The following is a 24,796-nucleotide window of genomic DNA, read 5'->3' as shown; positions in this document are numbered from 1 at the left end:
CCTCTGGGGGCCCAGGAGGGGGTGTGGGGATGGACGTCAGGACCTCCGGCGCCAGGGCGGCCGACGCCCGCGCGCCCGGAGCGGGGCTGCCCGCCGTCGAGGACGGGCCGCCGGAGCCGGTCGCTATGACGGCCGCGTTCGGCCTGCACCCCGACGATCTGCCCGACGGCCTGGTGGTGGCCGATGAGACCGGCCGCGTCACCTGCTTCAACGCCGCGGCGGCCCGGATCACCGCCACCCACCCCGAGGACGCCATCGGCGCCCAGTTCGAGCGCGCCCTGCCGTTAGAGGACCTGGACGGTCGCCGCTGGTGGGCGCTGACCGATCCGTACGGCGGGCTGGCCACCCGGGTCGGCCAGCCGGAGCGCAATCTGCTGCTGCCCGGCGGCCGGGAGGTCCTGGTCTCCGCGCGGTACGTCCGTGAGTACCCCACCGGCCCGGTGCGCCGGCTGGTGATCTCGCTGCGCGGCACCGAGGCGCGCCGCCGTACCGAGCGCAGCCACGCGGAGCTGATCGCGACCGTCGCCCATGAGCTGCGCTCCCCGTTGACCTCGGTCAAGGGGTTCACGGCCACCCTCCTCGCGAAGTGGGAGCGCTTCACCGACGACCAGAAGCGGCTGATGCTGGAGACGGTCGACGCCGACGCCAACCGGGTCACCCGGCTGATCGCCGAGCTGCTGGACATCTCCCGGATCGACTCCGGTCGGCTGGAGGTGCGCCGTCAGCCGGTGGACGTCGCCGCCGCGGTCCGCCGCCATGTGCAGGCGCTCACCGCCGCCGGACACTGCGCCGAACGCTTCCTGATCAGGGTCAGGGGGCCGTTGCCGGATCTGTGGGCCGACCCGGACAAGATCGATCAGGTGCTGGGCAACCTGCTGGAAAACGCGGTGCGCCACGGCGAGGGAACCGTCACCATTGAGGTGGCACCCGCACCGGCCAGGCCCGCTGCGGACGGCCCGGCCGTGGAAGGCCCCGCTGTGGAAAGGACCGCCGTCACCGTGAGCGACGAGGGCCCCGGTATCCCCGAGGAGTCGATGAGCCGCGTCTTCACCCGCTTCTGGCGGGGCAGCAAGCGCGGCGGCACCGGCCTGGGCCTGTACATCGTCAAGGGCATCGTCGAGGCCCACGGCGGCACGATCACCGTCGGCCGGGCCCGCGGCGGCGGCGCCGAGTTCCGATTTACCCTGCCCGTGGGCACTCCGGCCTATCTGGTCTGAGCCCCCACGGGCTTCCCGCGGAACAGCAGACACCCCGCGCCCCTTAGACTCGGGCTTTGGCACCTTTGGCGTCCCTTGTGGTTCCTTGTGGTCGCAGCAGCCGTCGAGCGGGGTCGCACAGCCAGGGGGCACCTCCCAGCGGTAGCTGGGGGACAAACGGAAGCACGGGAAGAGATGTCGGCACCCAATAAGTCGTACGACCCTGTCGAGGTCGAGGCACTGAAACCGGAAGAGATCGCCCGGATGCGGGACGAGGCGCTCGCCGCCATCGCCGCCGCGGGTGACCTCCAGGCGTTGCGCGAGGTGAAGGTCGGCCACACCGGTGACCGCTCACCGCTCGCGCTGGCCAACCGCGAGATCGGCGCCCTGCCGCCGCACGCCAAGGCGGACGCGGGCAAGCGCGTCGGCCAGGCCCGCGGCCAGGTGAACCAGGCGCTCAAGGTTCGCCAGGAGGAGCTGGAGGCGGAGCGGGACGCACGGGTGCTGGTCGAGGAGGCGGTGGACGTCACACTGCCGTACGACCGCACCCCGGCCGGGGCCCGCCACCCGATCACCACCCTCTCCGAGCGCATCGAAGACGTCTTCGTGGCCATGGGCTACGAGGTGGCCGAGGGCCCCGAGGCGGAGGCCGAGTGGTTCAACTTCGACGCGCTGAACTTCCCGCCCGACCACCCCGCCCGCGAGATGCAGGACACCTTCTTCGTGCGGGGCGGCGACGGCGAGCAGGGTGACCAGCCCTCGGGCGTGGTGCTGCGCACCCACACCTCGCCGGTGCAGATCCGGTCGATGATCGACCGCGAGCCGCCCATCTATGTGGTCTGCCCGGGCCGCACCTTCCGCACCGATGAGCTGGACGCCACCCACACCCCGGTCTTCCACCAGGTCGAGCTGCTGGCCGTGGACGAGGGGCTGACCATGGCCGACCTCAAGGGCACGCTCGATCACATGGTGCGGGCGCTGTTCGGCGAGGGCATGTCCACCCGGCTGCGGCCGAACTACTTCCCGTTCACCGAGCCGTCCGCCGAGATGGACATGCTGTGCTACGTCTGCCGCGGCGAGTCGGTCGGCAACCCCGACCGCCCCTGCCGCACCTGCTCCAGCGAGGGCTGGATCGAGCTGGGCGGCTGCGGCATGGTCAACCCGCGGGTGCTGGTGGCCTGCGGTGTCGACCCGGAGAAGTACAGCGGGTTCGCCTTCGGCTTCGGCATCGAGCGGATGCTGATGTTCCGGCACAACGTGGAAGACATGCGAGACATGGTCGAGGGTGATGTGCGCTTCACCCGGCCCTTCGGGATGGAGATCTGATGCGGGTCCCGCTTTCTTGGCTGCGGGAGTACGTCGACCTGCCGGCCGGTGAGACCGGACGTGACGTACAGGCCAAACTCGTCGCCGCCGGGCTGGAGGTCGAGACCGTCGAGCAGCTCGGCGCCGGCCTCAAGGGCCCCCTGGTGGTGGGGCAGGTGCTGGCCATCGAGGAGCTGGAGGGCTTCAAGAAGCCCATCCGCTACTGCCAGGTGGACGTCGGACAGGCCAACGGCACCGGTGAGCCGCAGAACATCGTCTGCGGCGCCCGGAACTTCGCCGTCGGCGACAAGGTCGTCGTGGTGCTCCCCGGCGCCGAACTCCCCGGCGGCTTCGCGATCGCCGCGCGGAAGACCTACGGCAAGGTCTCCGAGGGCATGATCTGCTCCGCCAGCGAGCTGGGCATGTCCGACGACCACGACGGCATCATCGTGCTGCCGCCGGAGTACGAGCCCGGCACCGACGCCATCGAGCTGCTGGAGCTGGTCGACGAGGTCCTGGACATCGCCGTCACCCCCGACCGCGGCTACTGCCTGTCGATGCGCGGTGTCGCCCGCGAGACCGGCACCGCCTACGGGCTGCCGCTGCGCGACCCGGCCCTGCTGGACGTGCCCGCGCCCAACAGCCACGGCTACCCGGTCAAGGTCGCCGACCCGGTCGGCTGCGACCGCTTCACCGCCCGTACCGTCACCGGTCTCGACCCGCAGGCGCACTCCCCGGTCTGGTTGCAGCGCCGCCTCCAGAAGGCGGGGATGCGCCCGGTCTCCCTCGCCGTCGACATCACCAACTATGTGATGCTCGAACTCGGCCAGCCGCTGCACGTCTACGACCGCGGCCGGGTCAACGGCGCGATCGGGGTGCGCCGCGCCGAGCAGGGCGAGAAGCTCACCACCCTCGACGGCACCAAGCGCGTGCTGGACGCCGAGGACCTGGTCATCACCGACGAGAGCGGGCCGATCGGCCTCGCCGGGGTGATGGGCGGCGCCAACACCGAGATCGCGGACGCGGTGACCGACCCCGAGACCGGAGCGGTGCGCGGCAGCACCGAGGTCGTCATCGAGGCCGCCCACTTCGCGCCCGTCTCGATCGCCCGTACCGCCCGCCGCCACAAGCTGTCCTCCGAGGCGTCCAGGCGGTTCGAGCGCGGCGTGGACCCGGAGGCCACCTCGGCGGCGGCCCAGCGCACCGTCGATCTGCTGGTGCTGCTCGCGGGCGGCACCGCCGAGGCGGGCGTCACCGAGGTCATCTCGCCCAGCGCCCCGCGCACCATCATCTTGCGCGCCGACCACCCGGACCGGGTGGCGGGCGTGGTGTACGGCCGGGAGGCCGTGGTGCGCCGCCTCCAGCAGATCGGCTGCGATGTCTACGGCTCCGACGACCTCACCGTCACGGTGCCCAGCTGGCGGCCGGACCTCACCGACCCCAACGACCTGGCCGAGGAGGTCATCCGGCTCGAGGGGTACGAGAACCTCCCCGCGACGCTGCCGCAGCCGCCCGCCGGACGCGGGCTGACCGAGCGTCAGCGGCTGCACCGCCGGGTCGGCCGGGCGCTGGCCGGTGCCGGGTATGTGGAGGCGCTCAACTACCCGTTCATCGGCGCGGAGGTGCTCGACCAGTTCGGTCTTGCCGCCGACGACCCGCGCCGGGACCTGGTCACGCTGGTCAACCCGATCGCCGACACCGAGCCCGCGCTGCGCACCACCCTGCTGCCGGGGCTGCTCGGCGCGCTGCGCCGCAACGACGGCCGGGGCGCCCACGACCTCGCGCTCTTCGAGACCGGTCTGGTCTTCCGCGCCAGCGGTGCCCGGCCGGCCGCGGTCAGCCCGCCGGTGGACCACCGTCCGACGGACGAGGAGATCGCGTTGCTGGACGCCGCCCTGCCGCGGCAGCCGCGCCGCGCCGCCGTGGTGCTGACGGGCGCGCGGGAGCAGGCCGGATGGTGGGGCGAGGGCACCCCGGCGGGCTGGGCCGACGCGGTCGAGGCGGGCCGGATCGTGGCCCGTGAGGCGGGCGTCGAGCTGATCGTCCGCCAGGACCAGCAGGAGCCGTGGCACCCGGGCCGCTGCGCCGCGCTGCTGGCCGTCGTGGACGGCCAGGAGATCCTGGTGGGGAACGCGGGTGAGCTGCACCCGCGGGTCACCAAGGCCCTCGGCCTCCCCGAGCGCACCTGCGCCATGGAGATCGAGCTCGACCGTCTGGAGGAGGCGGGCTCCGGCACCGTCGAGGCGCCGCGAGTGTCCACCTTCCCGGTGGCCACCCAGGACGTGGCGCTGGTCGTGGACACCGCGGTGGCCGCGGCCGATGTGGTGGCGGCGCTGCGCGAGGGTGCGGGCGAACTGCTCGAATCCCTGCGGCTGTTCGACGTGTTCACCGGTGAACAGCTCGGTGAGGGCAAGAAGTCGCTGGCCTACGCGCTCCGCTTCCGCGCCCCCGACCGTACGCTGACCGCCGATGAGATCGCGGCGGCCCGTGACGCGGCGGTGGCCCTCGCGGCCGAGCGCACCGGAGCCGTGCTCCGCGGCGCCTGACGCCTCGTTCCGACCGGTTGACTCCGGTCGTGCGCCGTAACAGGGCGCGCCTCGCATGCGCGGGGCGCGCCCTTTTGCGCGCGGTTCGCTCTCCCGTCCGTCCCGCGGGGTGGCGTTCGAGGCCCACTTGAGAAGGGCTTCACACGATCAGGTGAGAATCGGAAGCCCCTGGTCCATTTAGCGGTGACGGTCGCGAGAATCGTCCCGGTCGCTGGGCCCAGGTCAGGCCCGAGTCAGGAATCGGCTCCCGGGTCCCGCCGACCGCCTCATTGGCTGTGAACGGGGGCGTCGCATGATGGGAAGCAGTGCGCGAGGCGGGCCGCCGGGAGCGACCCCACCCTGCGGGCGAAGGGCCGCCGTCGCGCTGCTGTGCGGATGGCTGCTCAGCGTCGTCGTCTGGGAGCTGAGCTGTCCCTACGGGCCACGGGTGATCCAGCTCCTGGCCGCCGCGCCCGCCATCGCCTGCGCCTTCACCGGCAGCAGACGGTGCATGTTGCTCGGCGGCGCGAGCGCGCTGTTCGCCCTCGTCCCGCTCGGCGTCCCGGGCCCGGAGAGCTCCGCCGACGCCCTGTGCGCCCGCGCCGGTGCCTGCGCGGCCATCCTCACCGTGGTCACGGCCGGCTATCTGACCACCGGCCGCCACTCCCGGCTGGTCCGCGAACTGGAGCGGGCCCAGGAGGTGGCGGCCGCCGCCCAGCAGGCCGTGCTGCGTCCACTGCCGCCCCGTCTGGATGGCATCGAGCTGGCGGGCGGCCATCTGTCGGCCAGCCGTGGCGCGGCGGTCGGCGGCGACCTCTACGAGGTGCTGGCCACCCCCTACGGCCTCCGCGCCATCATCGGTGACGCCCGCGGCCACGGCCTCGCCGCCATCGGCACCGTCGCCGCCGTCCTCGGCAGCTTCCGCGAAGCCGCCCACGAGGAGCGCGGGCTCCGCGACGTCCTGCGGCGGCTGGACCGCGCCCTGGAGCGCCATCTGCGCGAGCGCGCGGGCGGCGCGTACACCCCGGAGAGTCCCGAGGCCGAGGAGTTCGTGACCGTCCTGCTGCTGGAGGTGGGCCCGGACGGCGAGGTCACCGCGCTCAACTGCGGCCACCCCTGGCCGTACCGGCTCCTGGAGCAGCCGGTCGGCCCGGCCACCGCCCGGCAGACCACGCCGGGTGAGGTGCTGCCCCCGCTCGGCCTCTTCCCGCTCCCCGCCGAACTGCCCCTGGCCCACTGCGCACCACTGCCCCCCGGGGACGCGCTGGTGCTGCACACCGACGGCGCCGAGGACGCCCGGAACGCGGACGGCACCTTCTTCCCGCTGCGCCGCGCCCTCGCCGAGGCCGCGGGCGGGGGGCCCATCGTCCCGGCCACGGTGGTCGAGGGGGTGCGTTCGGCGGTGCTGCGCCACACCGGAGGGCGGCTCGCCGACGACATCGCGCTGGTGGCGCTGCGCAACGACCGCCGTCCGGTGTCCGCCACCCCCTCGCTCTCCGTCCCGGCCGGCGATGCCCGGCGCCCCTTCGGGGCGCAACCGAACCGCACCCGACTTCGGTGAGGCCGCCTACCGTCCGTCCGGAGAGGCACTGGCCGTTTCACACCCCGTGCGAAATCCCCTCCACTACGCTGGCGCCACCGAGGGCGCCGGGAGGGCGAGATGGAGCCCAACACACTGCTCGACTCCGTACTCGACGAGGCCGGGATCTCCCATGCGGGCCTGGCCGCGCATATCAACGAGGCAGGCCGGGCACGGGGCATGACACTGCGGTACGAACACACGGCGGTGGCGCGCTGGCTGAAGGGGCAGCGGCCGCGCGGCCAAGTCCCGGACCTCATCTGCGAGGTGCTCGGCGAACGGCTGCGCCGCGCCCTCACCCTGGACGACATCGGGCTCGGCACCCCCGGCAGCCCCCGCGCCCCCGCCACCCCGCTCTCCGGGTTCGTCGAGCGGGCCACCGCGCTGTGGCGGTCCGACGAGCAGCAGCGCCCGCATGTCATCGCCGCCCCCGCGGTCACCGGCACCTCCGCCGTCATCCCGGTGTGGGAGTGGGAGAACCCGCCCGAGGACTCCGATGTCTCCCGCCACGGGCTGACCCGCGTCAGCATGGCCGACATCGAGATGCTGCGCGCGGCCCGCGCCCACTACGAGCAGCTGTACCGCAAGGCCGGGGGAGTGGCGACCCGGGTCCGAGTCGTGGGCTTCCTCAACGCCGAGACCGCGCCCCTGCTGCGCGGCAGCTACCCCGACGAGACCGGCCGTCAACTCCACCGTGCCACCGGCGGATTGGTGGCCATCGCCGGTATCTGCGCCTACGACTCCGACGCCCACGGCCTGGCCCAGCGCTACTTCCACCAGGCGCTGCGCCTCGCCAAGGCCAGCGGCGACCGGGGACTGGGCGCCTATGTGATAGCGCTGCTGGTCAACCAGTCGCTGTTCCTGCGGGAGTACCGGCAGGCGGTCGCCTTCGCCGAGTCGGCACTGCGCGCCGCGGGCACCCAGATCACTCCCGCGCTCGCCGCCGATCTGTATGCCATGCAGGCCAAGGCGTACGCCCGGCTCGGCGACGGCACCGGGGCGCTGGCCTGCATCCAGCGGGCCGAGACCGCCGCCGACCGGATCCGGCCGGGCCAGGAGCCCGACGAGACCGGCTATGTGCAGCCGGGCCTGGTCAACGTCCAGGTGGCCGAGGCGCTGCTGAGCCTCGGCGACCTCGGCGGCGCCCGGGAGCACGCCACCGCCGCCGTCGGCACCCCCGCGCACGACCGGGGACGGGTGCACCGGCTCGCCATGCTCACCCATATCGAGCTGCGTACCGGCGACGCGGACCGGGCCGGCGCCACCGCGGTGGAGATGACCGAGCGGGCTCGCGGGATGGAGTCCCAGCGGTTACGCGACCGGCTGCGCGCGGTCCGGGAACACCTCGCGGCCAGCGGATGCGCCGCGACGAACGAGGCCGCGGAACTCATCGACGGGGCACTGCGCGTACCTCTCTGAGCGCGGTCCGCACTCTCGTCAGCGGCTGGCCGGGGATTGCCATCTGTGCGGCGGAAGGTGGCCGGTAGTGCGGTGGAAGAACCTCAGGGAGCGGACCGTGTACGAGAACCGGTGGTTCCGGGTCAATCTCGCCGATGTCAGACTCCCCGACGGCCGCCACCTGGACCACTATCTGATCCGGCTGCGCCCGGTGGCGGTGGCCACCGTGGTCAACGCGGCCAATGAGGTGCTGCTGCTGTGGCGGCACCGCTTCATCACCGACGCCTGGGGCTGGGAACTGGCCGCGGGGGTGGTCGAGGACGGGGAGAGCGTGGAGGACGCCGCGGCGCGGGAGATGGAGGAGGAGACCGGCTGGCGCCCGGGGCCGCTGCGCCATCTGCTCTCCGTCGAGCCGTCCAACGGGCTCACCGACGCCCGCCACCACATCTACTGGGCCGAGGAGGCCGCGTATGTCGGGCACCCGGAGGACGACTTCGAGTCCGACCGCCGGGAGTGGGTGCCGCTGAAGTCGGTGCCCGACCTGGTCGCGCGGGGTGAGGTGCCCGCGGCCAACATGGCGGCGGCGTTGCTGCTGCTCCACCACATCCGCCTCGGCTGACCGCGGGCGGATGACGGCACCTCGCGGCACGTTCCGCAAAGCGCTAGCGTCCGGCCGTCTGCCACACCGCGAGGGCCAGCGAGGAGAGGCCGGTGAGGGCGGCGATGGAGGGCAGTGGCCAGCGCCCGTGTTCCAGGATCCTGATCCGGCCGGCCAGTTGACCGACGTCCTCCTCCGCCTGTTCCCCCCGGTGGTCGAGCAGGGCGAGCCGGCCGTCGACCCGGGCGAAGCCCACATCGACGGTGCGTCGGAGTTCCGCGAGCTCCACGGATAACGCGGCGTGGTCGGGCTCGGTGGTCACGGGTTGATCCCCTTCCGGATGTACGTCCGTGCAGTGGTCACGCAACCGAGTCAACCGCTGACCGGGGTCGCGCGGGAGAGTGTGCGGCAGGGGTGTGCGAGTCACCGGCGCACACCCCGTGCGAATGCCGGTGCGGCCCGGGCCCGGCCCCCGCCCCGGAGGGAGGGAGCCGGGCCCGTGAGCCGCCGGTAGCAGCGCGGATCAGCTCATCCCGATCAGTACAGGTAGAATCCCGAGCCGGTCTTACGGCCCAGCCGTCCCGCGTCCACCATGCGCAGCAGCAGCGGGGGAGCGGCGTACAGCGGCTCCTTGTACTCGTGGTACATGCGGTCGGTGCGGGCCGGTCATGAGAGGGCCTCCGCTCGCTGCTGCCGGCAGCCCGGTTCGGTGCCTATGCTCCGCGCGGCCCGGCGGATCACCCCTTCTCTGCCGGGGGCGATGATGGAGCCGTGCTGGGCCATTTTGTTGGCGTGGCCCGGTTCGTGCTGGGTCGGGTACATTCGTTCTTCCTCCTCAACGTCTCGTGGAGACGGGGGCACGGCGCTCGGCGAAGGCCCGCCGCGCGCCTCTTCGTGGTCCTCGGAGAGCGAGCAGATGACCTGGGACCCCCTGTGGTGCGCCGGCGGCGACCTCGTCGGCCAGGCGCACGGCTGCGGCACGCGGTCGTCGGCCAACTGGTTGACGAAGCCCAGGGCTGCTGCCCGCTCCCCGGTCAGCCGGCCGCCCGTAGAGAACAGCTCCGCCGAGGCGGTGGGGCCGATCAGTCGTGGCAGCAGCCAGGACAGCCCCAGGTCACCGGCCGACATGCCGACGTGGGTGAACACGGCGTGGAAGCGGGCGTCTGGTGCGACGACGCGCAGGTCCGCGGCCTCCGCAAGGGCGAACCCGGCCCCGCACCGGCCCGTGAGTGGGATCCCCGAGCGGTGCTGCCAGGTCGAGGCCGCTACAGAAAGACGGCCCCGCCCCGGTGAGCACGACCACCCGGCATTCCTGCTCCCCGGAAAGGTCCTTCAGCCCGGCGTCCAGCTGCGGAAAAAGGGTGTGCACCATCGCGTTGCGCGGTTCCGGTCTGTCCAAGGTCACCACGCCGACCTGCCCGCGCAGCCCGGTGGCGTGATCACCAGGGGCATCCCCAGCGCCACCGCGAAGGTGGCATTGATGTGGGGCGCCGTGTGGTAGCGCGGCGCTGGGAGCAGGGTCGTGCTTCCCGGTAGCGGCTTAAGAAGTTCGCCGATGCCCCCCGCTTCTGCACGTCTTCCGGCGGGACCTTGTACCGGAGGATCCCCTTGGCCAGTCCGGTGGTCCCGGAGGTGTAGATCACGGCCATCGGAGGGTCGATCGTCGTGGACTCGACGGGCGCGTGTGCGGCGATGACGGCCTCCACGGTCTGGTGCCTACCCGTCGCAGGCACCTCCCCGAGGCCATGGGCTGCCGTCACCTCCTGGGGCACCTCCGCCTCGAGGATGACGAGCCCTTCGGGCGCCTGCTGCTCGACACCGGGAACCAGGTCGCTGTGAACGATCGCCGCCTTGCACGCACTTTTGTGGAGCACGCGTTTCAGGCCGGTTCTGATCCCATGCCAATTGACAGGGACAGGTACCGCGCCGATGAACGATGCGGCGAGGCTGGCTTCGAGGAAGCCGATCTCGTTCCGCATCACGATCGCGTAGCGGTCACCGTGCCGCACCCCGTTCGCCAGCAGGGCGGCCGCCAGCCGCGCTGCCCGTTCCTTGACCTCGGCCAGGGACCGGAACCCGTCTCCTGAGTAGATGCCTGGAGTGTCAGTCAAAATGCCCTCTCTCCCTGGCTGCTGCCGCGACCGCGAGATGACTTCCTTCATGGTTTCGTTCATTCCGCCGACGGTCGGGGCCAGGTGGTGGGCGCGGACCGTACGGTGCCGGCAAGCCGGCTGCTGATGATTCCGGTGGCCCCGGTCACTGTCCGGCTGACGGCGGCTGCCAGGGCACGGCCACGCTCATGCCGCACCGCAGGCGGCGAGGCCAGAAGCGACTCAACTTTTGGACGCGTTGCTCGACGGCTCAGCCGAGGTCGAGGGAGCGACCGACGATCTCCTTCATGATCTCCGTCGTGCCCGCGTAGATGCGCGACACCCGGCTATCGACCCAGGCACGGGCGATCGGGTACTCCAGCATGTAGCCGTACCCGCCGTGCAGCTGCACGCACGCGTCGACCACCCGCCCCTGCAGCTCGGTGCACCACCACTTGGCCTTGGCAGCGTCGACCGCGGTCAGCTCACCCGCGCTGAGTGCGAGCACGCAGCGGTCGAGGTACTGCTGTGCGATGTCGACCTCGGTCACCAGCTCCGCGAGCCGGAAGCGGGTGGCCTGTAGGGCGCCGAGGGGTTTTCCGAAGGCCTTGCGCTCGCGCGCGTAGGTCATCGTCCAGTCGAGTGCCGCCGTCGCTTGGGCGAGCCCGGCGACGGCCACGGAGATCCGCTCCTGGGCGAGGTTGCGCGTCAGGCCGAAGAAGCCCTCGCCCTCCTCGCCGAGGAGGTTTGCCGCCGGCACCCGCGCGCCGGTGAAGGCGAGCTCTGCGGTGTCCTGGGCGTGCAGGCCGACCTTCTCCAGCTTGCGTCCGCGTTCGAAGCCGGGCGTGTCGCGCTCGACGACGATCAGGCTGATGCCGCGGTGCGGGTGCTCGCCGGTGCGGACGGCGGTGATGACCAGGTCCGCGTTGATCCCGTTGGTGATGAAGGTCTTCGAGCCGTCGAGCACGTAGTGGTCGCCGTCGCGGACGGCACGGGTGCGGATGCCGGAGAGGTCCGAACCCGTGCCCGGTTCGGTCATCGCGATCGCGGTGATCGTCTCACCGCTGGCGATACCGGGCAGCCAGCGCGACTTCTGCTGCTCGTCGGCCAGCTCCAGGAAGTAGGGTATGCAGACGTCGGCCTGAAGGCTCGGGCCGAGGGTCGCGGGCGCGACCCCGGCCTTCGCCGCCTCCTCCTGCAAGACGACGTTGTAGCGGAAGTCCGCCGCGCCGGCGCCGCCGTACTCCTCGGGGACAGCGGCGAACACGCCGAGTTCGCCGGCCTTGGTGAACAGCTCACGCGGGACGATTCCCGCCTTCTCCCAGTGGGAGTAGTGCGGTACGACTTCCTTGTCGAGGAAGGCGCGGACGCTGGCCCGGTAGTCCTCGTGCTCGGACTCGAAGAGGATGCGCTTCATCACGTGCCTCAGATCTGGAAACCGCCGCCGCAGACGAGGGTCTGCGCGCTGACGTAGTCCGATTCGGGGGTGCACAGCAGGTAGACGGCGCCCGCGGCTTCCCGCGGGGTGCCGCCGCGGCCGAGCGGGATCATGCGCTCCATGGCGCTGAGGAGGTCGGGGTTGACGCCGACCTTGATCTCCTTGCCCTGTACGTCGATGGTGCCGTCCCCGTCCGCGGGCGTCTCGGTGAGCCGGGTCTTGATCAGTCCGAAGGCGACGGTGTTGACCGTGACGTTGTAGCGGCCCCACTCCTTGGCCAGCGTCTTGGTCAGCCCGGTGATACCCGCCTTGGCGGCGGCGTAGTTGGCCTGCCCGGCGTTGCCGCCGAGGCCCGCGATGGATGAGATGTTGACGACCTTGCGGCACGGGACCGGCTCGCCGGCCTGTCGGGCCCTCTTCACCAAGCCCGAGATCACCGGCTGGGCCGCGCGCAGGATCCGGAACGGTGCCTTGAGGTGCACGTCGAGGATGGCGTCCCACTGTTCGTCGGTCATCTTCTGGATCACGGTGTCCCAGGTGTAACCGGCGTTGTTGACGATGATGTCCAGCCCGCCGAAGTGTTCCCCGGCAGCCCTCACGAAGCGCTCGGCGAAGTCGGCGTCGGTCACACTGCCCACGCAGGCGATCGCCCGGCCGCCCAGGGCTTCGATCGCGGCCACGGTCTCCTTGGCGGGCTCGGCATCCAGGTCGTTGACCACGACAGCGGCGCCTTCCGCTGCCAGCTTCAGCGCGATCTCACGTCCGATGCCCCGGCCGGAACCGGAGATGATGGCGACCTTGCTGTCGAGCTTTCCCATGTGCGTCAGTCCTTCTGGTTCAGGGCGACGGTCGCGTCGCCGGTGAGGGTGATGGTGCCGTCTGCGAGCGTCACGGCGACCTCGACGGTGGCGCGCAGTTCGCCGTCCTGCTCCTCGATCGCGGTCACCCGCCCGGTGCAGGTGGGCCGAGCGTGCACCGGCGTGACGGCGGCGAAGCGAACCCGGTAGGAGCGCAGCCTGTCCTGGGGCATCCAGTTCGTCAGGAGCCTGCCCAGGTAGGCCATCGAGAGCATGCCGTGCGCGAACACGTCCTCAAGACCGGCCGACTTGGCGATGTCGAGGTCGATGTGGATCGGGTTGTGGTCACCGGACGCACCGGCGAAGAGTGCGAGGGTGGTCCGCGATATGGGCGCCAGTTCCAGCGGCGGCAGCTCGGTGCCGACGTCGAGCCGTGCGACTGTGGTCATGTGGTCACCTCGGGGTTGCGGACGACGATGACGGTCGTCAGGTCGGCGACGGCGGAGCCGTCGTCACGGGTCACCGCGGTCTGTTTGACGATGAACGTCAACGTGCCGCCCTTCTTGGTGAAGATGTCGCAGATGCGCGGCCTGGCGATCAGGGTGTCGCCCGCGTGCGCCACCGAGTGGTAGGTGAACGACTGCTCGCCGTGCAGTACGCGCCGCAGGTCCACGCCGAGTTCGGACAGCCAGCCGAAGGGGTCCGGCTGTTCGAGCTCAAGGCCGAACAGGAAGGTGGGCGGCACCGGCAGGTCCCGGTGCCCGGCGGCCCGGGCGGCGCTCGCGTCGGTGTACACCTCGTCCGTCTCGCCGATGGCCTTGGCGAAGAACCGCAGCCGGCCCGCGTCCACGGTCATGGTGACCGGAGCCGGCTCAGTGCCGATCGCCGTGGTGTCCACTGCCATGTCAGGAGACCTTCTCGTACAGGGTGACGACGGCTGCTCCGCCGAGACCGATGTTGTGCTGAAGGGCCACGTTCACGCCCTCGACCTGTCGGGCGCCCGCCTGCCCGCGCAGCTGCCACACCAGTTCGGCGCACTGCGCGAGACCGGTCGCGCCCAGCGGGTGCCCCTTGGACAACAGGCCGCCGGAGGGGTTGGTGACCACGCGGCCGCCGTAGGTGTTGTCGCCGTCGTGGATGAACTTCTCGGCGGTGCCCTCGGGCGTCAGGCCGATCGCTTCGTAGGTCAGCAGTTCGTTGGCGGTGAAGCAGTCGTGCAGTTCCACGACGCGGAGGTCCTCGGGTGATACGCCAGATGCTTCGTACACCTGCTGCGCGGCGGCCTTGGACATGTCATAGCCGACGACCTTGGTCATGTCCTTGTCGGTGAACGTCGACGAAAAGTCCGTCGTCATGGCCTGCGCCGTGATGGCGACCGAGGTGTCGAGGCCGTGCTGGCGGGCGAAGTCCTCGCTGGCGATCACTGCCGCGGCCGCACCGCAGGTGGGCGGGCAGCACTGTAGCCGGGTCAGCGGGCCGTAGATGTGCGGCGAGGCGAGCACTTCCTCGACCGTGACCGGATCCCGGAAGACGGCGTAGGGGTTGTGGGCCGCGTGTGCGCGAGACTTCACCGAGATCTTCGCGAAGGTCTCCGCGGAGGTGCCGTACTTCTTGGCGTAGGCAGCGCCGGCTCCACCGAAGTACTGCGCGGCGAACGGTGCGTCGGAGGTGCCCTGCACCGCGTGTGCGACCGCATCGAACCGGTCGAACGGGCTCGGCCTGTCCTGCCACTGCGTCGTCAGTGCCCCGCGCTGCATCTGCTCGAATCCCAGCGCGAGCACGCAGTCGGCCACGCCGCTCTCGACGGCCTGACGTGCCAGGTAGAGCGCTGACGAACCGGTCGAGCAGTTGTTGTTCACGTTGATCACTGGGATGCCGGTCTGGCCCAGGCCGTACAACGCCGCCTGACCGCACGTCGAGTCGCCGTAGACGTAACCGGCGTATGCCTGCCGGACCTTCTGGTAGTCGATGCCCGCGTCCTTCAGTGCGGCTCGGGCGGCCTGCTCGCCCATGACGTCGTACGACTCGCCCTTGCTCGGGGTGGCGAAGGGAATCATCCCGACGCCGACCACATGCGCTCGCTGTCCCATGGTGCCTCCAAGTGGGTATACGTGGAGACTAGTAGAGATTCACTTAGCTGCCCAGGGGGAGGTCTGAACTCGATGATGTGAGCGGCGTTACACGGCCGCGGTGCTCCTAGGGGGAAGGCCGAGGATGGCCGAACCGATGGCGACCAGGGACTCACGTGCGCCGGGCTTCGTGCGTTGCAGGGGAGTACGGGCGATGTCGTTCACCACGGTCATCGCGGCCTGGACGCGGATGCGCGCGGTCACCACGTCGAGGCCGGGGTGGACCTGCTGCAGCAGGTGCGTCCATTCGGCGATGTAGTCGTGCTGTGCCTGGCGCATCCTGGTGCGCTCCCTGGCGGGCAGGTGATCCAGCTCGGTGATCAGCAGGTTGATCAGGTGGTGGTGGGCGAAGAACAGGGCGGTGTAGGCCTCCAGCAGCCGGTGCAGGGCTTCGCCGTGGTCCGGAGCGCTGGAGAGCGCCTTGTTCATGTCCATCCGCATCGTTTCGATGCCGCGCTGCATCGCCGACATGAGCATGTCGGCCTTGCTGGGGAAGTGGTTGTAGACACTCGGGCCGGCGATGCCGACCTCGGCGGCGATGTCCTCGATCCCCACAGCCACGTAACCCTGCTCGGCGAACATTCTGATCGCCACGGCCAGCAGATTCTCGCGCCGCGACCGCAGGCCGACCGCGGGAGCCGAGGTGGGAACGGCTGGCGCGGCCTCGGGCGAGGGAGGCAGCGGGGCATCGAGGACGCCGAGCAGCAGGTCGCTCAGCAGCTTCTCGTAGGTGGTGCGCGGCAGCTCCAGGTGATGGAACGAGATGCTCACCACGACGGACAGCAGGCACCGGCTGAGCAGGTCGGCCTGCTCGCTGTCGTGACGTGCCGCTTGGACGAACCCGGCGAGCCAGCTGTGGGCCGACCGCAGCAGGACGCGCATCTCGGCCTGATGGTCGGCCGCGATGTGCCGACCTTCGCGTTGCCAGAGCACGCCGATCGGCCGGTGATCCAAAGCCGTCGCCGCGAGCCGGCGTGCCGTGGCGTGGACCGTGCCGTCGGCGGGTTCGGAGACGCTTTCCGCGATAGCGTCGCGCACCTGCCTCATACCGTCGAGCACAACCTCGGTGAGCAGGTGCTGCTTACCGGAAAAATGACGGTACAGAGCCGACGGGCCGATGGCGACGGCGTCGGCGATGTCGCTCATGGCGACCTGAGCGTAGCCGCGCCGGTAGAACAGGTCGGCAGCCGCGGAGAGGATGAGTGACCGCCGGTTGGACGGTCTCGTGCCGCGTGCGGGAGCCCGCACGGTCATCCGCTGCCGAGCCGTCGAGGCCATGCCACCCTCCGTCTTTAAGTCGACGCCGTCTCGGCGTCGCCCCAGTGACCTTTGCGTAGTTCGCGCTTGAGGATCTTCCCGGCCCCCGAGACAGGCAGGGCATCCACGAAGGCAACACTACGGGGGACCTTGTAGCCCGCGATATGCGCCCGGCAGGCGTCCCGCAGCTCCTCTTCCGTCACCTCGTGACCGGGCAGGAGAACCACGGCCGCGTGCACCCGCTCGCCCCACCGCTCGTCCGGCACCCCGATGACCGCGCAGCACGCCACGGCTGGATGCTTGGCGAGGGCATTCTCCACCTCGACGGAGTATACGTTCTCACCGCCGGTGATGATCATGTCCTTGATCCGGTCCATGATGAACACATAACCGCGCTCGTCCATGTAGCCCCCGTCGCCGGTGTGCATCCACCCGCCGCGCAGCGCCGCCTCGGATTCCTCCGGCCGGTTCCAGTAGCCGAGCATGACGTGGTCGCCGCGCACTTGGACCTCGCCGAGCGTGCCGCAGGGCACCTCGTTGTCCTCCGCATCGGCGATGCGGACCTCGGCATGCGGCGCGGCGCGTCCCGCCGACTTCCTCAGCTCGGGGTCGTCATGATCAGCGGGCAAGAGCATCGTGGCGACCGGGGACAGCTCGGTCATCCCGTAGGCCTGCGTGAAGTTCGTGACGGGGAAGCACGTGCGTGCGCGCTCGAGCAGCGTCTCGGAGATCGGCGATGCCCCATAGACGATGGTGCCGACACTGGACAGGTCACGTCCGGCGATGTCAGGGCTGTCCACCAGCATCTGGATCATGGTGGGGATCAGCAGCGTGTCGGTGATCCGGTGCTCGGTGACGGCGTCGAGCACGCCCGCGGGGGTGAACATCGGCACGATCACGTGTGTCGAGCCGACCAGCATGCCGGCGGTCCAAGCGCAGATGTCGGCCAGGTGAAACATCGGGGCCGCATGCAACAGCCTGCCGTGCGGGGAGACGAACGCGCCGGTGGCGAGGCTGCCGAGTGCCGAGGTGATCAGGTTGTTGTGGCTGAGCATCACGCCCTTGGGGCTACCGGTGGTGCCACCGGTGTAGAAGACCCCTAGCAGGTCGTCACCACCCCGCCTCGCGTCCTCGGCCGGCCTCGCCTGCGCGACCAGCCGCTCGTAGTCGAGCGCACCTTCCGGGCACTCGCCATCGCCGCAGAAGACCACGGTGGACAGCTCGGGGAACTGCTCGCGCAGCACGGGCAGCAGCGGTGCGAACATGTCATCCACGAAGAGCACGCGGGTGTCCGACTCCCGCAGCGAGTAGACGATCTCGGCCGGGCTCCAGCGGATGTTCACCGGGTTGAGCACGGCGTTCGCCCACGGGACGGCCAACAGGTACTCGTGGTACCGGTCGGAGTTCAGGGCCAGGATGGCGACGCGGTCCCCGTCCGCGACGCCAAGCGCGCCCAGGGCGCCTGCCAGGCGCGCGACCCGGTCGGCGGACTCTGCAACTGTTCGCACCCGCCCGCCGAAGATCGTGGCGACTGCATCGGGGTTCTGCTGCACTGCTCGGTGCAGCGACTGGGTCAGATACATCGACTCTCCAAAGCGGCGAGTAGGGGCTCATTGAAGCGGGGAGCGCCGACACTAATGACCGTTCACTTAGTATGCAACGGTTACGCCCGGATCAACGGTGAGATTCCCGGTAGGCGAGCGGCGGGACGTCGTACCGCCGCTTGAACGCGTACACGAACTCGACCGACATCGAAATCTTCACCCCAGCTGCCGAGGTCTTCGACGCGGAAGTTCTGCCGGGCCTGGCCGCCTGTGGGCTCGGCTCATTCCCGTCGCCCTCGATGGCCTCGGCTCACCCGAGGGCTGCACAGTGGACCGGACGCACCAGCGGGGAAGTCATTGCCCAGGTCCGCTCTCGATGAGGCGTCGAAGCGACGGGAGTAGTGCGTCGATGTCCCGCCCAGTCCTGAACGAGACGACGGTGGTGCCGCCGCCGGTCTCCGGACGGGACCCGGGTGCTGGGAAAAGGGCAAGCACCTCGCGCATCGTTTCGTCGACCACCGCGACAGGGTCTGGAGACTCCCCCGTGATCTCTTTCGCGGTCCTGCAAGAGGGCCGCCGGCCCCAGAGCCCGGCATGACTGGTCTCCTTGTCGAACGCATGACCTGGGGTGGTGACACCGGGCCCAAGGGGGTGCCGTTGGAGACGTTGATGAGAGGTCCGACTACCGCCCCGCCGAGCCTCTCGCGGGCGGCAGGTCTGCATAACGTGGATGCGCGCGTACGGCGCCGTTGCCCTGGCCAGCACCGCACGAGCCCTGTTCAGGAGGATGGGTTGTACGACATCGACGACGCGGGCGTCTTCCTCGGCCCGGACGTCGGCAAGGGCGCCCATCATGGGTACGGGCTGACCCCGGCCGGCAAGAAGGTCTTCGACAAGCAGCTGCCCAACAGCGAGCCGAAGTTGCGGGCCGTCTTCAACAAGCTTGCCGCGAAGTTCGGCACCGTGCTGGTGATCGTGGACCAGCCCGCCTCGATCGGAGCCCTGCCCCTGACGGTCGCCCGGAATGCGTGGATGCGCTGGGGAGCAAGCCGCTCGGCGTCCAGCAGCTCGGCAACGGCCTCAGCTCCAGGCCGCGCAGGTGGGCCAGTGAGCGGGCGAGATCGGCATGGAAGGCAGCCTGTCGGCCAGGGGACGGCGTAGAACAACCGATGCCGGCCCCGAGGTTCTCGCGCACGGGCACCGGTCCGCTCGCCGGGCCCGTCGAACGCACGGCCGAGCAGGCCCGCTCGCTCCAGCTGGAGCGGGTGATGAGGCCGGACGGCGCCTCCGCTGTGGCCACCAGGGCTGTTGCCGCCGTTGGTCGACGACGGCACGTAGGACACGATCCTCCGGTCCCTCCTGGCGCAAGCCGACGCCGAAGACCGGATTGACTGCGGCATGATCAGCTTCGACTCCACCTCCTGCCGAGCCCACCAGCACGCAGCAGGCGTACGGACCACGCCACCGCACAGCTTTGGGCGCCGGGCTCTGCCACCTCGGGGCCGTTTCGATGAGGGGCTGGGACGTTCGAGGGCGGCCTGCCGAGCACGATTCATCTGGTCGGCGAGGGTGGGCGCCGCCCTCTGGTGTTCCTGATCGCTCCGGGCCAGTGAGGCGACACTCCGCGGCTCGTGCTGGCACTGGAACGTCTCGGCGTCCCTGGCGCGGAGCCGGTCGGGCCCGCACCCGCCCCGACCATCGCAGCGGTGACAAGGCGTGCAACTCGCGCCACAACCGCTGAGCGTACTGCGCCGACCTGGCCGACGGTGTACGCAAGCATCTTGGCCATGTGCGGTCCACCGATCCCGGTCCCTGATCCGGTCGTAAGGGGTACCCCTACGGGGCTGGGGAGAGCGGGGCCTGCGGAGGAGCCTGCGGGCCCTCGCCCGCGACGTGTGCGGCACCGTCGCAGGCAGCGCGCTACCTGGAACTGGCCATCCGCCAACCCGGACCAGCGCCCCCGGGATCGCCGGGTAGGCCCACCGGCCGACCGGGTAAGCCGTCCTCCGCCGGAGGCGTCTTCATCTTCCAGGCGTTCAACCTGCTGCCGACCCTCAACGCCCTGGAGAACATCACCCTCCCCATGGACATCGCCGGCCGTAAGCCGGACCGCGCCTGGCTGAACCGCGTCGTGGAGACCGTCGGCCTGGGCGGACGCCTCAAGCACCGCCCCAGCCAGCTCTCCGGCGGCCAGCAGCAGCGCGTCGCGGTCGCCCGCGCACTCGCCTCCCGACCCGAGATCATCTTCGCCGACGAGCCCACCGGGAACCTCGACTCCCGCTCCGGCGCCGAGGTGCTGGGCTTCCTGCGCAACTCCGTACGGGAGTTGGGCCAGACCGTGGTGATGGTGACCCACGACCCGGTCGCCGCCTCCTACGCGGACCGGGTGGTCTTCCTCGCCGACGGCCGGATCGCCGACGACATGCCCCACCCGAGCGCCGACATGGTGCTGGAGCGCATGCTGCGTTTCTCCGGGGGCTCCCCCCCAGGCCCCCGGCTTCGACGCCAAGGGCCGAACGAGCTGATCCGCCGCAGCCGCCACCCGCACTTCGGACCTCTCCTCCAGGACTGACCCACTCATGTTCCGTACTGCCTTGCGCAATGTGCTTGCGCACAAGGGCCGGCTGCTGATGACCGTGCTCGCCGTGATGCTCGGCGTGGCCTTCGTCTCCGGCACCCTGGTCTTCACCTCGACCACCTCCGACGCGTTCCAGAAGAGCTCCCAACAGGGCTTCGACGACGTCGACGTGGCCATCCAGCCGCGCTCCTCCGACCAGCGTGACGGCGCGCCCCCGCGGCTCGACCAGAAGCTGCTGTACGAGGCCGCCCGCATGCCCGGCGCCGCCTCCGTCACCGGCTTCACCGCCATCGCCGACAAGAAGGGCAAGCTGATCGGCGACGGCTTCGCCACCCGCGGCAGTTCGGTGGAGTGCTCGGCATCGGCCTGGGCATCTTCTTCGGCTGGGCGGCCGGTGAACTGATCGGCGATCGCATGCGCACGTACGAACTGGTGCTGCCCTGGGGGCGCATGGGCCTCTTCCTCGCCCTCGCCGCGGTCATCGGCGTCCTGGCCGCCCTCTGGCCCGCCCGTCGAGCGGCCCGGATGAACATGCTCACCGCAATCAAGGCCGAGTAACCCCGGCCTGAGCCGGACGGCTGGCCCCCGCACCCTCCCCCAGGGAGGGCGCGTGCTGGCTGGGCACAAGCCGGACGACGCCTCCGCCGTGGCCACCGGGGCTGCTGCCGCCGGACTCTCGGCCCGGGCCCGGCGAGCTGGCTTCGAGCGACACGCGAGCCCGCGCCATCGCTATCATTGACACACCCATGATGGCCAACGTCAGTGACGCGTGTCGGGCGGGGTCAGCAGGGCTCCCGTGACGGTTGTCGCCGCGCCATGTGGAGCTCCCGGGCGGCGGCCGGGTCGACCGACAGAGCCCACGCGGTAGACCGCGGCAAGTGTGCGCACTGCTGATCGAAGGCGTCCCACGGCTACGGAGGTGTGGTATCCGTGCCCCACGACATCGCCGACGATCAGGGCCACCCGGGCCCCGGACAATGGGATCACATCGAACCAGTCACTTCCCAGCCCGTGGCGGGCGGCCGCCGGAAAGTAGCGCGATGACACCTCCGCGGCCGAGCGCTCGTGAAGCACGCGCGGCAGCAGGCTGCACGGCAGCAGAGAGAGCGCGCAGCGGCTGAGCGCGGAGGGGCGCACCAGGGGGAAGATCGCCGTGACGGTGACTGATTGATTGATTCCGAGGGTTGCCCGTGGCCGGCTGGGCCGCGTAGGCGCACCCGCGGTATCCGGCCGCAGCGGGCCCACCGGCGGGTGTTCAGCGGGCCGTCAGGTGCCGACCCGTCGATCCACCTGCTGGCTCGCGTCCGGAACAGGCACAGCCGGGGCGCTCGTGCTGATCTCGAACCAGGTCGTCTTGCCGCGTCCCGCGGGCGAACTGCCCCAGTCGGCCGCGAGGGCGTCGACGATCAGCAGTCCGCGCCCGGACTCGGCCTCCTGGTTGTCGGCCTCGTCGGACGTGAGGATCTCGGTCGGGACAGGCGGGTGCGGATCGCTGTCGCGCACCTCGACACGGATCCTGTCCGGATACTCCCGCAGCCGCAGATCCACCTCACTATGCGCATGGATGAGTGCGTTGGTGACGACCTCGGACGCCAGCAGCTCCAGATTGTCCAGCAGCGGCATCAGGTCCCACTGGTGCAGAAGCTCCCGCAGGAATCGGCGTACGTGCGCCACACCGCGCAGGTCATGGCGCTGGACGAAGGTGCGCGCCACTCGACGCTGACCATCAGGCTGCGCTCCCTCGTACCGCACCACCAGCAAGGCGACATCGTCGGCCTGCGGACGGGGTGGGCTGCAGTGCTGCGTCAACCGGTCCGCCAGCACTTCCAGGTCCTCCGTGCAGTTGTCCGCCAGCAGACGGCCCAGCCGGCCGACGGCGGCCCCCGCCCCCAGCCGACGCGTTTCGAGCAGACCATCGGTGAACAAAGCCACCACCGACCCCGGCGACAGGAGAATCTCGCTCTGCTGGTAAACCGCTTGGGGGTCGACGCCCAACGCAGGTCCCACCGGTGGCTGCACCTGGGTGGTCCGGCCTAGGGCGTCGCTGATCAGCGGCGCCGGGTGGCCGGCGGTTGCCAGAGTGGCGCTCCCTAGCGTCAGATCCAGCCACACGCAGCAGCAGGTGCTGTACAGGCCGGTGTCCAGTCCCGCGAGCAGGTGGTTGCTCCGCTCCAGCACGCTGGCCGGGTCGTGCCCCTCGGCGGCGTAGGCCCGTATTGCGCTGCGCATCTGGCCCATGGTGCCCGCTGCTTCCAGGCTGTGGCCCTCCACATCCCCGATGACGAGCCCGATGCCGCCTCCGGGCAACGGGAGGATGTCGTACCAGTCGCCACCCACCTCCGCCCCCTCAGTCGCGGGCAGATAGCGGGATGTGGCGACCACCTCGGGCAGGTGCGGCAGGCTGCGTGGCAGCAGGGTGCGTTGCACGCTCTGAGCGAGGGCGTGCTCGATCTCGTGAGAGCGGGCGCGCTCCAGGGACTGGGCCACCTGTTCCAGCATCATGACGAGTACGGCCAGTTCCTCGGCGTTCAGGGTGCGGCCGGGGGTGTCGAGCTCAAGGGCGCAACAGCCCACCGCTCCTTTGGCCGAGACCAGGGGAAGGTAGACCCAGGCGGGGGAGTCCGCGGCGTGGCCGACGTGGGGATAGGCTTCCTGGAACTCCCCTGCGGTGGGGAAGATTCTGGCCTCGATCTGGGTGATGGTGTCGGTCTCGGGAGTGTGCTCGGACAGCAGCGTTCCTTCGATCTGATGAACCGCCTCCCGGGAGAAGCCTGCGGCACCGACGACGTGCAGGCGGCCTTTTTCGGCGAGGGACAGCATGATGGCGCGTGTGCCCAAAGGGCGCACGTGGGCCTGTACGGCCGCGATGATGTCCCGGACGCGCACGGCCGCGGTCAGCTCGGCGGCGAGCTGGTGCAGTTGATAGAGGAAGGTGTTGCTCGTTATCAAGCCATCGACCGATATATCCGGCTCGTCCTGGACGGTGGGTTCCGGAGCGGCTCCCCCGGGGGGGTGGAGTGCGGTGCCGGAGGAGCGGGAGATGAACAGGGGGACGGAAGGGGGCTCTACGGTCGCCCCTTGCTCGGCGAGCTCCTCGAGGTCGACTGCCAGCTCGTCCGCGATCGCCCTCAGGTCTCTGAGCGCTTCCTCCGAGACCTTCCGCGCCGGCGTCCAGCGCAAGGTCACGACCCCGAATCGGCGCCGCGACGTGCGCACCGGTGCGGACACCACCACTGTGTTGAACGGGATGCGCAGGAGGATCGCCGGCATCTGGCGGGCGAAACGCCGTACTTCCGTATCGTCAGCGAAGGCCAACTCACCTGACTGGTGGGCTCTGGCGGTGGTGGAGCGGAAATCGTCTGCTGGCACCGACGGCAGGATGGTGATGCTCAAGGGCGTGCTCACCGTCATCGCCGCGATCAGCGACCGGGAGTCCGAGGTCGGCAAATAAGCGGTGCACGTCGCGGCACCCAAGCGGGCATCCAGGCGGCGCAGCGCGGATGCTAGGGCTCGGTCCCGACGCACCTGCAGCCTTCCCGTAGGTGCCTGCGCGGCTGATGCGGAGTCCATGAGGTCCACCGTGATGACCGGCGTGAACTGCCGAGAACGGACGTCCACGCTGGGTGGTTATTCCCTTCCATTATGGGTCCGATCCCGCCTGGTGACGGCCCGGGTGCCCGTGCGCCGAAGGCCGCGGGCTTCGGCTCACGGCTGTTGAGGGGACACGCCCTGCTCCACGACCATGGCCAGGACGGATCGCAGGGTCGCGTAGACCCGTTCCAGGTCGACGTCCTCCGGCGAGATGCGCCATTGCTGGTGGATGCCGATCAGTGTGCCGAGGACGATGGTGGCGAGATCGTCGGGGTCGAGACGCGTCGCCGGGACGGCCGGGGCGAGCCAGGTACGGATCACACCGCGCAAGGCTCTGTGGAGCTCGGCGTAGCGGTGGTGGAGCGGTGAGCCGGGTTCGACGGCCTCCGCGACGAGGGTGATGAAAAGCCGGGCGGCGGGCAGGCGGGTGAACACCACGGCCCGATCAAGTGCCTGATCGAGGCCGTCCGGCCCGGTCTGCGGGGCAGTCAGTCGGGTCCGTGCGATGTCGAACAGTTGCTCGACGACCGCTTCGAGCAGACCTTCTTTGTTGCCGAAGTGCCAGGGGATCGAGCCCCGGCTGATACCGGATCGTTCGGAGATGTCGGCGAAGGTGGTCTGCCGGTAGCCGCGCTCCGCGAAGAGCTCGGTTGCCGCATCCACCAGCAGCCTGCGGCTCTCCTGGCTCGTCTCCGCGCGTCGCCTGGCCACTGTACCCCCAGCCCCCACTTCCCATTCCTCCTATTTTATCGCTCCTTGATTCTACCAGTA

19 protein-coding genes and 7 pseudogenes are annotated in these 24,796 nt (G+C 70.4%); 11 read left to right on the top strand and 15 right to left on the bottom strand.

Translation table 11 applies throughout. The features are described from left to right. Nucleotides 1-29: 29 nt before the first annotated feature. The 6 genes from AC4BEG_RS05940 to AC4BEG_RS05915 all read left to right on the top strand — a co-directional run bounded on the left by AC4BEG_RS05940 (nucleotide 30) and on the right by AC4BEG_RS05915 (nucleotide 8,622). Nucleotides 30-1,217, top strand: coding sequence for a sensor histidine kinase (locus tag AC4BEG_RS05940; protein ID WP_490704847.1), 1,188 nt, complete (start codon nucleotides 30-32; stop codon nucleotides 1,215-1,217). Nucleotides 1,218-1,391: 174 nt separating this feature from the next. Further along, nucleotides 1,392-2,522 carry a phenylalanine--tRNA ligase subunit alpha gene (gene pheS, locus AC4BEG_RS05935; protein ID WP_490704846.1) on the top strand — a complete coding sequence of 377 codons (1,131 nt, stop codon included), beginning with the start codon at nucleotides 1,392-1,394 and terminating at the stop codon, nucleotides 2,520-2,522. Then, nucleotides 2,522-5,047, top strand: a complete 2,526-nt coding sequence (gene pheT / locus AC4BEG_RS05930; protein ID WP_490704845.1) for a phenylalanine--tRNA ligase subunit beta — start codon at nucleotides 2,522-2,524, stop codon at nucleotides 5,045-5,047. Before pheS ends, pheT begins: the two co-directional genes overlap by 1 nt. A 292-nt stretch (nucleotides 5,048-5,339) precedes the next feature. Further along, the gene (locus AC4BEG_RS05925; RefSeq protein WP_490704844.1) at nucleotides 5,340-6,587 is read left to right on the top strand and encodes a PP2C family protein-serine/threonine phosphatase; all 1,248 of its coding nucleotides are present in this window, start codon (nucleotides 5,340-5,342) and stop codon (nucleotides 6,585-6,587) included. 99 nt (nucleotides 6,588-6,686) lie between these two features. Then, the gene (locus AC4BEG_RS05920) at nucleotides 6,687-8,024 is read left to right on the top strand and encodes an NsdA family TPR-like regulatory protein (RefSeq protein WP_490704843.1); all 1,338 of its coding nucleotides are present in this window, start codon (nucleotides 6,687-6,689) and stop codon (nucleotides 8,022-8,024) included. A gap of 67 nt (nucleotides 8,025-8,091) precedes the next feature. After that, nucleotides 8,092-8,622 (top strand): NUDIX hydrolase, encoded by a 531-nt coding sequence (locus AC4BEG_RS05915; RefSeq protein WP_176179802.1) that lies wholly within the window; start codon nucleotides 8,092-8,094, stop codon nucleotides 8,620-8,622. A gap of 43 nt (nucleotides 8,623-8,665) precedes the next feature. Here the strand turns inward: AC4BEG_RS05915 and AC4BEG_RS05910 are convergent, their stop codons facing one another. The 12 genes and pseudogenes from AC4BEG_RS05910 to AC4BEG_RS05855 all read right to left on the bottom strand — a co-directional run bounded on the left by AC4BEG_RS05910 (nucleotide 8,666) and on the right by AC4BEG_RS05855 (nucleotide 17,895). Then, the gene (locus AC4BEG_RS05910) at nucleotides 8,666-8,923 is read right to left on the bottom strand and encodes a hypothetical protein (protein ID WP_490704842.1); all 258 of its coding nucleotides are present in this window, start codon (nucleotides 8,921-8,923) and stop codon (nucleotides 8,666-8,668) included. A 215-nt stretch (nucleotides 8,924-9,138) separates the two neighbouring features. Further along, a pseudogene (locus AC4BEG_RS05905) lies at nucleotides 9,139-9,255 on the bottom strand (3-hydroxyacyl-CoA dehydrogenase family protein); the annotation flags it as partial. 12 nt (nucleotides 9,256-9,267) lie between these two features. Then, nucleotides 9,268-9,783, bottom strand: a complete 516-nt coding sequence (locus tag AC4BEG_RS05900; RefSeq protein WP_490706991.1) for a hypothetical protein — start codon at nucleotides 9,781-9,783, stop codon at nucleotides 9,268-9,270. Next, the gene (locus tag AC4BEG_RS05895) at nucleotides 9,716-9,973 is read right to left on the bottom strand and encodes a hypothetical protein (protein ID WP_490706990.1); all 258 of its coding nucleotides are present in this window, start codon (nucleotides 9,971-9,973) and stop codon (nucleotides 9,716-9,718) included. Before AC4BEG_RS05895 ends, AC4BEG_RS05900 begins: the two co-directional genes overlap by 68 nt. Before the next feature lie 67 nt (nucleotides 9,974-10,040). Continuing rightward, nucleotides 10,041-10,775 (bottom strand): AMP-binding protein, encoded by a 735-nt coding sequence (locus AC4BEG_RS05890; RefSeq protein WP_490704841.1) that lies wholly within the window; start codon nucleotides 10,773-10,775, stop codon nucleotides 10,041-10,043. A 187-nt stretch (nucleotides 10,776-10,962) separates the two neighbouring features. Continuing rightward, entirely contained in the window at nucleotides 10,963-12,108 is a 1,146-nt protein-coding gene (locus AC4BEG_RS05885; RefSeq protein ID WP_490704840.1) for an acyl-CoA dehydrogenase family protein, read from the bottom strand. Between the two features lie 8 nt (nucleotides 12,109-12,116). Beyond that, entirely contained in the window at nucleotides 12,117-12,947 is an 831-nt protein-coding gene (locus AC4BEG_RS05880; RefSeq protein ID WP_490704839.1) for an SDR family NAD(P)-dependent oxidoreductase, read from the bottom strand. A 5-nt stretch (nucleotides 12,948-12,952) separates the two neighbouring features. Continuing rightward, nucleotides 12,953-13,375, bottom strand: a complete 423-nt coding sequence (locus AC4BEG_RS05875; RefSeq protein WP_490704838.1) for a MaoC family dehydratase — start codon at nucleotides 13,373-13,375, stop codon at nucleotides 12,953-12,955. Continuing rightward, complete coding sequence (locus AC4BEG_RS05870) at nucleotides 13,372-13,830, bottom strand: MaoC family dehydratase N-terminal domain-containing protein (protein WP_490704837.1); 459 nt, start codon at nucleotides 13,828-13,830, stop codon at nucleotides 13,372-13,374. Before AC4BEG_RS05870 ends, AC4BEG_RS05875 begins: the two co-directional genes overlap by 4 nt. A gap of 1 nt (nucleotide 13,831) precedes the next feature. Beyond that, nucleotides 13,832-15,016 carry a lipid-transfer protein gene (locus tag AC4BEG_RS05865; protein ID WP_490704836.1) on the bottom strand — a complete coding sequence of 395 codons (1,185 nt, stop codon included), beginning with the start codon at nucleotides 15,014-15,016 and terminating at the stop codon, nucleotides 13,832-13,834. 87 nt (nucleotides 15,017-15,103) lie between these two features. Beyond that, a complete protein-coding gene (locus tag AC4BEG_RS05860) occupies nucleotides 15,104-16,333 on the bottom strand; it encodes a TetR/AcrR family transcriptional regulator (RefSeq protein ID WP_490704835.1) in 1,230 nt (409 codons plus the stop codon). A 14-nt stretch (nucleotides 16,334-16,347) separates the two neighbouring features. Next, nucleotides 16,348-17,895 carry a long-chain-fatty-acid--CoA ligase gene (locus AC4BEG_RS05855; protein ID WP_490704834.1) on the bottom strand — a complete coding sequence of 516 codons (1,548 nt, stop codon included), beginning with the start codon at nucleotides 17,893-17,895 and terminating at the stop codon, nucleotides 16,348-16,350. A 753-nt stretch (nucleotides 17,896-18,648) separates the two neighbouring features. Between AC4BEG_RS05855 and AC4BEG_RS05850 the strand changes: the two are divergent. The 5 pseudogenes from AC4BEG_RS05850 to AC4BEG_RS05830 form a co-directional block, all read left to right on the top strand. Continuing rightward, nucleotides 18,649-18,885: pseudogene (locus AC4BEG_RS05850) on the top strand (IS110 family transposase); the annotation flags it as partial. 309 nt (nucleotides 18,886-19,194) lie between these two features. Beyond that, a pseudogene (locus AC4BEG_RS05845) lies at nucleotides 19,195-19,594 on the top strand (transposase family protein); the annotation flags it as partial. 282 nt (nucleotides 19,595-19,876) lie between these two features. After that, nucleotides 19,877-20,381, top strand: a pseudogene (locus AC4BEG_RS05840) (ABC transporter ATP-binding protein); the annotation flags it as partial. Nucleotides 20,382-20,435: 54 nt separating this feature from the next. Next, nucleotides 20,436-20,780 (top strand): annotated as a pseudogene (locus AC4BEG_RS05835) (ABC transporter permease); the annotation flags it as partial. Continuing rightward, nucleotides 20,777-20,992, top strand: a pseudogene (locus AC4BEG_RS05830) (FtsX-like permease family protein); the annotation flags it as partial. The pseudogenes AC4BEG_RS05835 and AC4BEG_RS05830, both read left to right, overlap by 4 nt. A 309-nt stretch (nucleotides 20,993-21,301) precedes the next feature. Here the strand turns inward: AC4BEG_RS05830 and AC4BEG_RS05825 are convergent. From AC4BEG_RS05825 to AC4BEG_RS05815, 3 genes and pseudogenes are all read right to left on the bottom strand, one after another. Further along, nucleotides 21,302-21,532: pseudogene (locus AC4BEG_RS05825) on the bottom strand (SpoIIE family protein phosphatase); the annotation flags it as partial. A 168-nt stretch (nucleotides 21,533-21,700) separates the two neighbouring features. Then, nucleotides 21,701-24,004, bottom strand: a complete 2,304-nt coding sequence (locus AC4BEG_RS05820; protein ID WP_490704833.1) for an ATP-binding SpoIIE family protein phosphatase — start codon at nucleotides 24,002-24,004, stop codon at nucleotides 21,701-21,703. A gap of 135 nt (nucleotides 24,005-24,139) precedes the next feature. Then, nucleotides 24,140-24,736 carry a TetR/AcrR family transcriptional regulator gene (locus tag AC4BEG_RS05815; RefSeq protein WP_490704832.1) on the bottom strand — a complete coding sequence of 199 codons (597 nt, stop codon included), beginning with the start codon at nucleotides 24,734-24,736 and terminating at the stop codon, nucleotides 24,140-24,142. Between the last annotated feature and the right edge of the window lie 60 nt (nucleotides 24,737-24,796).

The sequence above is a fragment of the Streptomyces sp. JLBJ103 genome (assembly GCF_058215575.1).
The sequence above is the reverse complement of the archived record's forward strand: the minus strand, read 5'-3'. Positions and strand labels throughout refer to the sequence as shown.